This is a genomic window from Gordonia sp. OPL2 (assembly GCF_003797825.1).
GTDB lineage: Bacteria > Actinomycetota > Actinomycetes > Mycobacteriales > Mycobacteriaceae > Gordonia.
In genome coordinates this window covers 85,504-98,042 of the sequence record NZ_RKME01000022.1, presented here as the reverse complement: position 1 = coordinate 98,042, position 12,539 = coordinate 85,504, and the positions used below count along the sequence as shown (strand labels likewise).

Below are 12,539 nucleotides of genomic sequence, written 5' to 3'. Positions count from 1 at the left end.
GTGCGGGAGGTGGGTCGGCGGGTGGTCGTGGCGGATCTGCGGGTGGTGATGGCGGCGGATCTGCGCGTGGCAGCGGCCGCGGCCGATCGGCGGGCGGCGGCGGCGGCGGATCCGCGGGCGGTGGCGGCCGTGGCGGCCCTACTTCGTCGCCGGCTCCCGGGCGGGAACCGTCGGGTCGGTGATCCGGGCGAGGGTGTCCTCGAGCCAGTCATAGACCACGGCATCCCAGACCCGCTGTCCGACACCGCCGCAGTGCCCGGAGATGCCGCTGTCCGGGTCGGGGGTGATCAGTCGCTTCGTCTCGACGGTGAGCGCGTCGAAGAGCGTCTGTCCCTGTCCGCCGACCGGGTCGCCGGGAGATTCGACGATGAGTGTCGGGCACGCGATGTCGGCGGCGATGTCGGTGAAGGTGAATGTCGCCAGTTCGGCAAAGTAGTCGGCGATGGTGTCGACGCCGTGGCAGGCCATGCGTGCGCGGAAGAAGTCGTCGCGTTCGCGGCTGATCTTGCTCAGCGCTGTCATCAGCGGCGCAGCGATGCGGCCCTTCCACCCGCCGGGGATCTTGGCGCCCATGTCGGGTTGGGCAGGATCGCAGACCATCGCGGCGACCCGGTGATCGACGGCCACACCGCGCGGGACGAGGTAGCCCGCGAACGAGCGGCCCATCGCGACCAGCCGGGCCCCGTCGACGCCGGGAGCGGACTCGAGCCAGTCGAGGATCTGTGAGAGCACGACCTCGTAGTCGCGGCGGAAGTAGATGCGATCGACGATCAGCGATGCGCCCTGGCCGGGGCCCTCGACGCTGAGGACATTGAATCCACGGGCGAGGGCGCCCTGGGCGAATCCCCAGCCCGACTCGGCGGTGGAGTCATAGCCGCAGGGCATCACGATTGTCGGACGTGCGCGGTCGGTGTTCGAGTCCGGGCGGAAGAGCCAGGCGTGGATGGCGGTCGGGTGAGGAGTGCCGGTGGTTGTGGTCTCTGTGGTCGCGGCAGACTCGGTGGGAGCGGCCATGTCGGCCGTGTCGGCGGTGACGGGCGCGGGACCTACGGGTGCCGGACCCGCGAGCGAGTCGGCGGTGACGGGGATGGTCACCTCCTCGGCGACGATCGGGCTGCTCGTGCGGGGGAGCAACTCCATGGCGTGCCGGAAGGTCCGGCAGTGAGCCTGATAGGCATCCTGCAGGCGTTGGTCATCGAGATCGGTCCGGAGGTAGAAGTAAGCCTGCCGGTAGTACTCGCTTGCGCGCAGATACGACTCGTGCGCGGTGACGAGGTGCCCACCGACGTAAGCGCGTTCGGCGGCATCCCGGACGGATTCGGCGCGGGCGAGCCACTGGTCGTACCAGCGTTGTGTGTCGTACTTGTCGCCGATGTCGCGGGCGGTCGCGAACGCCTCGCCGAGATCGGCGGCGCCGATGGCTGCGGCCTGCAGAGTGCGGCCGAACTGGCCGTCGAACTCCTCATCGGCGAACGCCAGGTACTTCTTCATGGGAACCTCCGTGGTGGTGTCTGTCCGGTCATCCCGGTCGTACGGCCGGTGATGAGAACAGGAGATCGTGGGGTCCTCACAAACTGCTCACATGGGGCGATCGGCGGCGCGCGTGCCCGGCGGGTGGCGAGGGTGTGTGAATGGTGGGCGTGGGACCGGGTGGCGGTCACCTATCCAGGGTGTGCGGGGTCGTCGCCCCCGTTGTGATCGGGTCGGTGACGTCGTGGGCCGAGGTGTTCGGGTGCGGGGTGTTCGGGTGCGGGTCGTCGCCAGGGGTGTGTCCAGGTGCGAGTCACCGGTCTGCGGCTGGTTCCGTCGGCAGGTCACATACCTGCGAAGCGTTCGTGGTCGCCTGTGGCGAGGGCATCGCGGGCGGCCGCGGAGCCGTCGCGCCAGCCGGCGTCGAAGGCGTCGTTGTCGGTTTCGCGGCAGCGGCGGACGGCGTCGTGGGTGAACGGTCCGCGGGGCCATGCCATGCCGGCGTCGGCGGCGTAGGTTCGTGCCACCGCGAATGCCGCGCCCGCGCGCCGGATGTCGGCGGCCGCGGCGAGGTGGTTGCCGCGTTGCTCGATCGTGTCGCAGATCTGCACACCCCCGGCGTCGAGGTAGGCGCGAAATGCCTGGTCGTTCCATTTCAGGCCCATCTGGGTGTCGCCCTCGAACAAGGCGCCGATGCCCATCATCACGCACGCGAGGTGCATCGCGAGTGGGTCGCCCAGTTCAGTGCTGAGTGCGAGTGCGCGGTGGGCGTTTTCGACGCCGGCCGCGACGTCGCCGGCGGTCAGTTCGCACAGTGCGACGGCGGCGGTGACGGTCGCGGCGATCGGCCGCGTGTCGGGACCGGCGTCCAGGGCCGACGCGGCGCGGCGGGAGAACCGTGAGGCGAGCTCGTGGGCGTCGCCCGTCCACGCCGCGAGCGTCACGAAAGCAAGTCGGAGCGTGCGGGTTTCGGGGTCGTCGTCGGCGGTGAGGGTGTCGAGCTCGTTCGGGGTGATCGCGGTGAGATGGTGATGGGCTTCGTCGGTGAGCTGGCTGAAGGCGAGTGCAGCGCCGAGTGACAGCGTGACCAACGCCTGCGTGCGAGGTGAGGTTTTCCCGGTGGTGCACGTCTGGGCCGCGCGTCGGAGCAGTCGTATGCCGTCGGCGAGACGACGACGCAGGAACCAGTACGGACCGAGGCGATCGATCAGATCGACGTGCTCCTCGACCCTGTCGGGGTCGATGACGACGGATTCGAGGAAGGCCACGACCGTGTGATGGTCGTTGTCGACGCGGGCGAGGTCGCGGGCCGAGGTCGCACTGCTGCGCATGGAGGTGGTTGTCAGAAGTGCGGTGATCGCGTCGTCACGTCGTTGCAGAGCTGTGCGGGCGGCGACGGGCTCGGCGGTGCGAGCATGGTCAGCGACGGTGCTCAGCACGGTGAATCGGGTCGGCCGGTGGCGATCGCCGCGGATCGGCCACAGCAGTGAGCGGCGGGCGAGCTCGGTGAGTGCGTCGGTGACCTGGCTGCCCCGGTTGTCGCACACCGATTCTGCGAGCGTCGGAGTGAAGGGGTTTCGCAGTGCGGTGAGGCGGAGGAACGTCGCGGCGAGATCGTCGCCGAGCGATTCGTAGGCGAGTGCGAATGCGCGCTGGACGGGCTCGGGCATCTCGGCGCCGAACTGTTCGGCGACCTCGTGCAGAGAGAACGTCGCCGTCCGGGCCGCAGCCAGCTCCAGCCCCAGTGGCAGCCCCCCCATGGCACGACAGATGCGGTCGAGGTCGGTGCGGTCGGCGGCGTCGGGGTCGAACGTGCCGATCGCCACGCGGATTCGGTCGGTGAGGAGGCGGTGCGCAGGAGGCGGCCCGGCGTAGCCGGCGGTCGCATCGACAGGGAGGGGGTGCACGGTGACCACGTGCTCGCCCTCGACTCCCAATGGGGCGCCGACGCCGAGGACGGTGACCGCTGCGCAGCGCTGCAGGATCGCGTCGACCACATTGGGTGCGGGTGCATCAGCGGTGTCAGGTGGTGCGCCGTCGAGTACGAGCAGGGCCGACATCGTCGACAGGTGCGCGCAGACCTGGTCGAGCGCCGTCGGGGCGTCAGCCGACGGCTGGACTCGCATCGTCGCAAGGATGGCGCCGGCGTCGTCGGTGCCGGTCCTGCGTGGGATGAACCAGACCCCGTCGTCGAACGAGTCGGCAGCGCGCCGAGCGGCTTCGAGTGCGAGGCGCGTCTTCCCGACGCCGGGGATGCCGGTGATCGAGATCGCGCGTTCGCTTCCGAGGAGGCGGACCAACTCGGCGAGTTCGTGGTCGCGGCCGACGAACGAGGTGTGTTGAGAGGGGAGATGGATACGTCGCACCGTGCGACTGTGATCGTCGAGCACACTGCGGTGCGCGGCGCGGAGTTCGTCGCCGGGGTCCATGCCGAGTTCGGTCGCCAGGAGTTCGCGGATGTCTCGGTAGGCCGTGAGAGCTTCCGCGCGTTGCCCACTCGCGGCGAGCGCGCCGATCTTGACCGTCCAGGCGTGCTCGTCGAGCGGGTCGTGGGTGATCAGGGCCTGTGCTTCATCCAGCGCGCGCTCGATGTGCCCTCCCTCGAAGAGCAGATCGGCGCGACGGGTCAGCAGCGCGGTGCGCGCGGTGTGCAGTCGTCGGCGGGCTTGATCGAGTGTCGGCGTCGATGCCGCCGTGGTGAACGGTTCCCCGCGCCACAGACTGAGTGCGTCGTCGAGGTCGCGCAGCGCGGTCGACGCGCCGTGGCGGGCGTTGGCTGTGGCCGCGGCCGCTTCGAACGTCGCCGAATCGAGCGTCACCGTCGACAGGTCGAGGCGATAGCCGGCTCGGTCGGTGGCGATGGGCGACCGGCCGTCGCCGTCCGGTGAGAGTGCCTTGCGTAGGCGCCACATCTGGGATTCCAGCGCACGCTGGGTCTTCTCCGGAGCGTCGGGACCCCACACCTCGGTGATGAGCGTCGACGCCGGAACGGGACTCCCGGCTCCGGCGCAGAGCAGCGCGAGAATGGTGCGAGGCTTGGTTCCACCGGGTTCGTGCGGTCGGGAATCGCGCTCGACGACGAGTTCACCGAGGTCGTGGATCAGCAGCACCTGTGGACCTCGCCGAACTCGCCGACCTGGTACGCCCAGCACCTCATTGAGAGATCATAAAGTCAGAATCCACTACCTCGCAGGTAGTAGATCTGGAGTCGCAGCCACCGGAACATGGAGGTATCCCGGCCGACCGCACCGAGGAGGCTCCCATGACCACGCGAGATGGCGCTGTCCGAGACAGACACACCCGAGGGCTCCCTGTCCGCGAGCTCCCCATCCGAGATCGCTCTGTCCCGGATCGCTCGGTCCCGATCCCCGTTGCCGCGCCTACGGCGGCGAGTCCGCGATGGCTCACGATCGTGATGCGTTGCGATCGCTGGGGGTCCTACTGGTTTGTCGCCGTGGGATTCTTCTTCGCGCCCCTGCTGATCCTGCTCGCGCCGTGGTCGATCGCGGTGGCGGTCGCGTGGACGTTGATCTCACTGTCGGGATTGTGGCTGGGGGTACTCGGCATCTTCATGGCGGTCGGCCTCGCCAGAGTTCTGCGCGCAGGAGAGGAGATCCCAGAGGAGTACTGGTGGTCACTCCTCGGAAAACCACCGCCGTCACAGCGATAGTGCTCGCCGCGATCAGCTGGGGTGGGTGGTGAGTTCGTACCCGGACTGAGCGTTGCGCCAGACAACAGTGCGGTCCACGTTCATCACGGGAATCCAGATCCCGAGATGCTTCCGCTGGTGATCAGGCGTACAGAGCGGGATGATGTTGTCGAGCAGCGTCCACCCGCCGGCCATCGGGTCGGCATGGTTGAACGGCACCAGATGATCGAGCTGACATTCGTGAGAAGGTCTGGTGCACAGCGGGTATCGGCACGTGAGGTCGCTGTACTCGACCTCCGCCCGCAATTTCGCCGAGGGCGCGTACATGAGAGCACCTGGAGGTGGGCGGTCGAATCCGCCGTGTCCGGTCGCGTCCACCGGCCGCGGGGGAGTTCGATCGGTGACGATCGCACCAGATGTCCGACGGGTGCGCGAGCTGACCGACGGGGGTCCGATGATGGTCGCGCGCGGCGCGAGTTCGGCAGCGAGTGCCGGATCGATGGCACCGTAGCCGCGCAGATGGGGAGGCCGTGCCAACGTGGGATCGAGGATGAGAGTGAGGGGCGAAGCCGGTTCGTCATCCACCGGATCGGCCCACTCATCGTCTGGGGTGATGGGACAGTTGGCCCCGCCAGGTGGGCCCCCGAACTCGGGGTCCGGGCCGGGGTCGTCGGGACCGCTGCCTCCGGCAGGGCCGCCATCGTCAGGATCGTCGGCCTCATCGCCGGGCTCCATGCGGCCGTGAATGTCCGGGACGTCGTTCGCCAGCTCGTCGCGGTCGAGTTGTTCGCAGTGGGGCTCGGAGTCGCCCGGCTCGCCACTACTGAGATCGCCACCGCTGGGATCGTCACCACTGAGATCACCCCCACCGAGATCACCCCCACCGAGATCGCCACCACTGAGATCGCCAGCACCGAGATCTGCAGCACCGAGGTCTCCGCCACCGACGGCATCACCACCGAGATCCGTACGGAGCGCATCATCGCCAGGCTCGTTGAACGGCTCGTTCTGCGCGTGAGCGGAGACATCGGCCGGAACAGCTGAGCGTTCTGGCGCCGCGGCGCCAGATGTCGAACCTCCACCGACCCGCGGTGCCGCCTTCCCGGTCTTCACCCGTGCGCGACAATCGGCGCGACCGCATTCGCAGGCAAGCCGAGCACCACGTTTCCGGGTGATCTCGGCGAAGGCGGCCACCCGCTGCTGGCCGAGGGTGCGCGGATCGCCAGGGCACACACGTTCGTGGATCAACGTGGCGATTCTCCGACTGATGCGCAGGCCGTCCTCGGCCGGAACGCACGCGTCGATACTCGCGTGTCCGGACGCATCGGTGGTCACGATCACGTTCTGGTATGTGCGGCCGAACTCTTCCCGCACCTCCGCGGCGCGGTCGGGATCCATGCTGATCACCACTGCGTCGAGCGCGTTCCCCAGAACAGTGTCGGTGGTCGGTCGCGACGCGAGATCCAGCGCGAGATCCTCGAAGTCCACGGTCGGCGAGCCGTCCGCCGGGTCGCAACCCGCCCCCGACGCATCATCGGCGTCACCACCAGTGCCGTCACCGCCACCACTGTCGTCACCCTCACGTTCACCGCGACCGCAGTCACCACGGTCATCGCTCTCCGCATCAGCGCGCGCATCAGCGAGCGCATCCTCCAGCGTCGCAGGGACTTCGGCGTCGATGTCATCATCGCCACCGCCACCGCCACCGCCACCGCCATCGCCCTTGCCATCGCCGTCATCGCCACCGCTGATGCTCGAGCCGTCGCCCCCGCCAACCTCACTGTCGCGGTCGGCCGACGGGTCCCGGGTCTCGGCCTCGTTCGCTGCGAACTCTCTGATCCATTCGTCGGTGATCGACGTATCCGGAACAGACTGCGCTGCGCGGACCATCTTGCCGACCCGATGGGTGCTGTGGTCTCCGGCGAGATACGACGCCATGATCTTGGGAAATCCATGCAGTGCCGCACCGAGATTGAACAGCCTACCGGCTTTGGAGCGGGACACCGACAGCTGCAGCGAGATCTCGCCGACGGCGGCCTTATCGGCGGCGTGCCGCACAGTCATCTGTCGGACCGGGTCGAGATTGTGGAGCACCTCGTCGTACATCGCCCCGCCGATCTCGTAGGCGGTCATCACCATCCGCGCCTCGAACCGGCGACTCAGTCGCAGGAGTGCACGCCCACGCTCACCCCGATCCGCCGACGACACGGCGGCCAACAGCTCCGCATCGTCGGTGAGGTCGAACTGTGTGTGCACGAGGGCTCCTCGGTTCGGATACAGCAAGGCCACAACAACATCGAAAGTCGGCGACATCACGACGCCGACACACCCACGTCTTTCGGATCGAACTCGACTCCGACGACGGTATGCCCTGATCGGTCGTAACGACCGGCCGCGGGCGGCTTGTGCACAAGCGGCCCACCCGCCGCATCGCCTGTGGATGACTGTGCGCGCGAATTGCACACACCGTCCGGGCTCGGCGTGAACGAACTTCGACTGAACCGAACCGGCGGCCGCTGCGTCTAACTGTCGTGACACCACGATTCACCATCGACCCCGGCGAGGTCTCTGTCGCCCTGACCATCTGGCGGTCGCAGGAGCGTACTGTCCGCGCCATCCGATTCGACCTCGCCGGCGAACTCCCGGCCTCGACGAGCCGTGTCGCCACCGTCCTGCGCGCCACCGCCACTCCGGCGACCGCCGCGATCACCCTGATCGCTGGCCGGCTCGAGTCGATAGCTCTCTCCGTCAATGGGTTTCGTTCCCGAGTGGTCGACGAGGACACCGCCTCCGCCGCCGCGCTCGACGGACGAGGTGCTCCGTGAACAGCATCTCGGAGATACGTACCTGGCGCGGCGATCTCGCAACTGCTGCCGGCGCTCAGGTCCAGGCGGCGGCCGCGACACTCGATCGAGCGATGGAGACCGTCGCCCGCGCCATGGACCAGATGGTGGTCTGGGTCGGCGACAGCCGTCACGTCGTGCAGGGTCGTGTCGAGGACCAGCGCGACCACGCCGCCGAGATCCGAAATGTGTTGAACCAGATCGCCGACGAGGCACTAGACGCCGCCACGGATCTGACACATGCCTGCGCGACAGTGCTGGCTAGGGTCGACGCGGCGATCGCCGACGGATACCTGGTCACCGACTTCGGCGAGGTCACCCACCCCGACGTCACCCTCCACGAGGAAGCGACAACGATCGAAGCGCACATCCGGGCCGGACTGACGACGGTCGCCGCACTCGACGACGACTACGGTGCCCGTCTCGACGCCCTGCGTTCCGATCTCTCCGCGATGACGAGCGGTCAACCGGCCGTGATCGTTCCGGATGGACGGCGCCTCGACCCCGACCGAGTCGTGACGACGCTTCGCGGCATGACGCCCGAACAGAGACGAAACATGCTCGCTGCCATGAGTAGCCAGGATCGGCGACGCGTCATGCACGCCGACCCGCACACCATCGGCAACATGGACGGTGTCGACTTCGCCACGCGTGCGGACGCCAACGAGATCGCCATCCGCACCGCCCTCGCCGCCGAGCAGCGCGCCGGCCGAGGCGACGGTCCGCGTGCCCGGCGTCTTGCCGAGTTCCTTCGGCAGACCGATGACCCGAGCGCTGGACGCGACGACCTCGACCGGACGACCGAGCGACGATTCATCGCCTTCGACGCGACCGGCGCCGGACGCTACATCGAGATGATCGGCACCCTTGCCGGAGCGCGTAACGCGGCAATCCTCGTGCCCGGAACCCATTCCTCCATGGACAACCGATCATCGACAATCGATGCGGCCCCGCTACTCTCGCGCTCCACCGGAGGTCCCGTGTTCGTCTTCCTCGACGGTGACTTTCCACAACGTCTCGGCTACGAGGGCCTCGGATCGGCGCTACCCCAGCTGGCACGCGGAGACATCCCCTCCGCGGCCGTCGACGTCGCAGTCGGACTGGCCGCCGGAGCATCCGGTTCGGCCGTCGATCCGTCCTTCGCGCGGACAATGGCGCCGCGCCTCGTCGAGTTCGCCGAACAGGTCGATGCAGAGATCGCCCTTCACGCCCCGGGTGCATCCACCACTGTCATCGGACACTCGTATGGAGGATCGGTCGTCGGTTCTGCCGAGCAGCTCGGCCTGCGCGCCGATCGGGTCGTCTACGCGTCTTCGGCGGGCACCGGTGTCTTCGACGGCCCGTGGCGCAATGCAAATCCCGGCGTCGAACGGTTCTCGATGACCGCTCCGGGAGATCCGATCGGCGTTGTCCAGTCCCTCGGGTCGCTCAACCCGCACGGCGCAGATCCCGACACGGCTGCGGGCGTCACTCGACTGGACTCGGGTCGCTTCTCCGACGGCACGCTGATCGAAGGAACCCGTGGACACGGTGACTATTGGAAAGATCCGGGGTCCACAGCGTTTCGGAACATGGTCGACGTGGTGCGAGGCGACAGTCCGATGCCCTATGTGGAACGACGCCCCGACGTCCTCCCCAAGCTGCACCTCGGTCTCGACAGCGGACTACCCGAGAAGCTCGCCGAGGGCACCGGTGAGCTTCTCGAGCTCGGCCTGGGACCGCTCGGCGACCTCCTCGACGGTGACATCGACCTCCCCGGGCCGATCCCGGATGTGCCGCTCCGGCTTCCGTGGTGACAGCGGTCGTCGCGCAATATCAGCGCGCGCGCAACTGTTCTCGCCAGTCCGCGGGCAGACGGTCCTGTGGGCCCGGTGCGGTCTGGTCACCGGGGTGTTCGGTGGGCTCGGCGAGACTGGGGCCGGTGAACAGTTCGTCGGTACCGAAATTCCAGAACCAGTTCTCGCCGGGCTCATAGCTCTGGATCACCAGATGGCCGGTCTCGGCGGCGTGCGCCCGTGCGTGCCGATGGAGCGAGTCGTCGCAACACCCGACATGACCGCACTCGGCACAGCGGCGCAGATGGAACCACCAGGAGCCGGTTGCCTCACAGTCGGCGCAGCCCGGTCCGCTGGGCTTCGCGGTGGGGTCGATGAACTGGTCGGACATGGGGTCTCCGTTCGATTGATCGGGTGTCGTCAGGGTTTGGCCGGCGGTAGGAGGCGTGAGTCGTCGGTGGCGTGGTCGATGATCTCCGCGAGCACGTCTGGCACGGTGAATGCGGACATGTGAGCCCAATCGGGACGTACAACGAACTTCGCGAACGGAATCCGTCGGGCCATATCGCCCATGGCATCCGGAGTCGACACGTGATCCCGGCCGGCGGCGACCACGGTCACCGGCATCCGCAACGTGGGCGTCAGATCCGAACTGTCGTAACCGGCGATCGCGTCCAGGGCCGCCGCCCATCGGATCGGGTCGGCGGTCGAAAGCTGTTCGCGCGCAGAGGAGATAGCGGCCATGCCTGCGTCGAGCTCCGCCTCGGTGAACCACCGCTCCAGCGAGGCGTCCACCGTTGGGCCGTGAGCGTTGCGCACCTGCGTGGCGAGTGGCGCGAATGGTGGGAACGGGGTGTCGCGGGTACACAGAAGCATCAGACTGTGCACGCGGTCGGGCGCCAGCAGGGCCATCTCGATCGCGATCTGACCACCGAATGAGTGCCCGACGACATCGACATCTCCGACGACCTCGGCCATGACCGCTTCGGCCAGCTTTGCCTGTGCGGCCGGGGAATCGGGAACACGAGTGCAGTCGGGAGTGTGGATCACCCGGTGGCCGAGGTAGCCGGCCGTCTGATCCCACACCGAAGGGGACAGCGGGGTACCGTGCACCAGCACCAGGGTACGACCCGAGTGCTCGTGCTGCTGTGCCATAGGCGGAGACTACCGCGCGCAGAAGGCATGTGCGTGCCCTTCGTGACGCTCGCGAGCTCGCTCCTCAGGGATCGGAGTGGCGCTGACGAGCTCGCTCCTCAGGGATCGGGTGGTGCTGATGAGCTCGCTCCTCAGGGGTCGGGGTGGTGCTGATGAGCTCGCTCCTCAGGGGTCGGGGTGGTGCTGATGAGCTCGCTCCTCAGGGACCTTCGTGTCGCCCCTCATCGGCCTCGCGCCCTCCGCCACGCCCGGGGATCCCGGCCAGTGATCGCGACCGTCGCCTCCACGAGGTCGTCATCGCCGACGACGACCCGATCTCCCCAGAGCGCCGGGATCGGTGCATTGGGCACGAAGACGACGACATGATCGTGGCAGGCTCGCACGAGGGAGGTCGGTGGGCGGTAATCTGCGCCGATCGCCACCGCCAGATCCCAACCGTGGACGATCACCTCGGTGAGCGCGATCCGTCCCCACGTCTCGTTCGGCAACGCCAGCCCACCCGGGTCCCCGGTGCCTGCCCATGGTTGCGGCGTCGACCATGCCCCGCCGAGATCGGTGACATGTGCTGCGACGCGTGCGCGGTGGTCGTCGCCCCGCACGTCGTCGACGCCCCGGCCCGTCGGCTGACCGCCGGCGGCCTCGGTGAACCCGGTCGCGAACTCCTCGACGTGTCCGAGCAGCCCGGCGACATCGAAGTCGGTGCACGGGGTGGGCAGCGGGAGGTCGTGGTCGGTGATCTGGACGACCATCCGATTCAGTTCGGCGCAGGCGTCCCGGAAATCGATCATCGTGCTCCTCATGCCGGCAGGTGCAGCGGTCGGTGAGATCTCAGTCGTGCTCATGACACAGGTGCTGACCTGCGGCGTCCCGAGAACTCATCGGAGGCACCGATGAACTTCGGCAGTCTGGTGGGTCGGCCCCTGAGAACGACCAACGGAAGAACGAATCGAGAAACGACACACAGGAGAGACCATGCGCAAGCTCGTCGTCACCCAGAACATCACCATCGACGGTTGCATCGAGATGATCACGTCCTGGTTCGACCCGACCGATCAGACGCCCGACCTCATCGAGGAGAGCCACAGGCAGGACTCCACGGCAGACGCTCTGCTGCTCGGGCGCCAGACGTTCGAGGACTTCCGTGGCTTCTGGCCACATCAGCAGGACGACGCGACCGGCGTCACCGACTACCTGAACGCTGTCGACAAGTACGTCGTCACCTCGACGATGACCGACCCCGACTGGCAGAACTCGTCGATCATCCCGGGCGACGACGTCCTCGCGGGTGTGCGCGATCTGAAGAACCGCGACGGGCAGGACATCGTCGTCACCGGCAGCATCACGCTCACCCACGCGCTGATCACGGCCGGCCTCGTCGACGAGTACCGGCTCTTCGTGTACCCCGCGGTGCAGGGCCGTGGGCGCGGACTCGTTCCGGACGGCGTGGAGATCCCGAAACTGTCGTTGATGCAGGCGAAGTCGTTCAGCAATGGCGTCGCGCTGCTGAACTACACGCCGGTCGACGGGGCCGGCGGCACAGGCGCCGCCTGACCGAATGGTCGTGTCCGATGACTTTTCGGTGCGACCCGGGTCATCATGTGCAGACCGGTGGCCGTGAGGGCCGCCGACACAACCGAGGAGTGGTCG

General features: G+C 67.9%; 10 protein-coding genes. 4 read left to right on the top strand and 6 right to left on the bottom strand.

The genetic code is table 11. From position 1 onward, the window contains the following. Positions 1-138 precede the first annotated feature (138 nt). Positions 139-1,491, bottom strand: a complete 1,353-nt coding sequence (locus EEB19_RS19145; protein WP_187588930.1) for a S9 family peptidase — start codon at positions 1,489-1,491, stop codon at positions 139-141. Between the two features lie 323 nt (positions 1,492-1,814). Further along, complete coding sequence (locus tag EEB19_RS19140) at positions 1,815-4,580, bottom strand: BTAD domain-containing putative transcriptional regulator (RefSeq protein ID WP_187588929.1); 2,766 nt, start codon at positions 4,578-4,580, stop codon at positions 1,815-1,817. Positions 4,581-4,885: 305 nt separating this feature from the next. Here EEB19_RS19140 and EEB19_RS19135 point away from each other — a divergent pair, with 305 nt between their 5' ends. Further along, positions 4,886-5,140: a hypothetical protein gene (locus tag EEB19_RS19135; RefSeq protein WP_262365787.1), complete on the top strand. Its 255-nt coding sequence runs from the start codon at positions 4,886-4,888 to the stop codon at positions 5,138-5,140. 12 nt (positions 5,141-5,152) lie between these two features. On the opposite strand, the gene EEB19_RS19130 is transcribed toward EEB19_RS19135, so the two are convergent. Continuing rightward, entirely contained in the window at positions 5,153-7,375 is a 2,223-nt protein-coding gene (locus tag EEB19_RS19130) for a hypothetical protein (protein ID WP_187588928.1), read from the bottom strand. Between the two features lie 275 nt (positions 7,376-7,650). Here EEB19_RS19130 and EEB19_RS19125 point away from each other — a divergent pair, with 275 nt between their 5' ends. Beyond that, on the top strand, positions 7,651-7,944 hold the full coding sequence (locus tag EEB19_RS19125) for a hypothetical protein (RefSeq protein ID WP_187588927.1): 294 nt from the start codon (positions 7,651-7,653) through the stop codon (positions 7,942-7,944). Beyond that, complete coding sequence (locus EEB19_RS19120; RefSeq protein WP_262365785.1) at positions 7,941-9,758, top strand: alpha/beta hydrolase family protein; 1,818 nt, start codon at positions 7,941-7,943, stop codon at positions 9,756-9,758. Before EEB19_RS19125 ends, EEB19_RS19120 begins: the two co-directional genes overlap by 4 nt. Before the next feature lie 19 nt (positions 9,759-9,777). Here the strand turns inward: EEB19_RS19120 and EEB19_RS19115 are convergent, their stop codons facing one another. The 3 genes from EEB19_RS19115 to EEB19_RS19105 all read right to left on the bottom strand — a co-directional run bounded on the left by EEB19_RS19115 (position 9,778) and on the right by EEB19_RS19105 (position 11,680). Beyond that, positions 9,778-10,128: a UBP-type zinc finger domain-containing protein gene (locus tag EEB19_RS19115; protein ID WP_187588926.1), complete on the bottom strand. Its 351-nt coding sequence runs from the start codon at positions 10,126-10,128 to the stop codon at positions 9,778-9,780. A 29-nt stretch (positions 10,129-10,157) separates the two neighbouring features. Then, positions 10,158-10,892 (bottom strand): alpha/beta fold hydrolase, encoded by a 735-nt coding sequence (locus EEB19_RS19110; protein ID WP_187588925.1) that lies wholly within the window; start codon positions 10,890-10,892, stop codon positions 10,158-10,160. 221 nt (positions 10,893-11,113) lie between these two features. Beyond that, the gene (locus tag EEB19_RS19105) at positions 11,114-11,680 is read right to left on the bottom strand and encodes a TIGR03086 family metal-binding protein (protein WP_187588924.1); all 567 of its coding nucleotides are present in this window, start codon (positions 11,678-11,680) and stop codon (positions 11,114-11,116) included. Between the two features lie 184 nt (positions 11,681-11,864). Between EEB19_RS19105 and EEB19_RS19100 the strand changes: the two genes are divergently transcribed. Next, positions 11,865-12,443, top strand: coding sequence for a dihydrofolate reductase family protein (locus EEB19_RS19100; protein ID WP_187588923.1), 579 nt, complete (start codon positions 11,865-11,867; stop codon positions 12,441-12,443). The last annotated feature ends 96 nt before the right edge of the window (positions 12,444-12,539 follow it).

Excerpts from the sequence above, each read along its gene's own strand:
- EEB19_RS19145 (WP_187588930.1), bottom strand. The coding sequence starts at position 1,491 with ATGAAGAAGTACCTGGCGTTCGCCGATGAGGAGTTCGACGGCCAGTTC.
- EEB19_RS19135 (WP_262365787.1), top strand. The coding sequence starts at position 4,886 with ATGCGTTGCGATCGCTGGGGGTCCTACTGGTTTGTCGCCGTGGGATTC.
- EEB19_RS19115 (WP_187588926.1), bottom strand. The coding sequence starts at position 10,128 with ATGTCCGACCAGTTCATCGACCCCACCGCGAAGCCCAGCGGACCGGGC.
- EEB19_RS19110 (WP_187588925.1), bottom strand. The coding sequence starts at position 10,892 with ATGGCACAGCAGCACGAGCACTCGGGTCGTACCCTGGTGCTGGTGCAC.
- EEB19_RS19105 (WP_187588924.1), bottom strand. The coding sequence starts at position 11,680 with ATGATCGATTTCCGGGACGCCTGCGCCGAACTGAATCGGATGGTCGTC.
- EEB19_RS19100 (WP_187588923.1), top strand. The coding sequence starts at position 11,865 with ATGCGCAAGCTCGTCGTCACCCAGAACATCACCATCGACGGTTGCATC.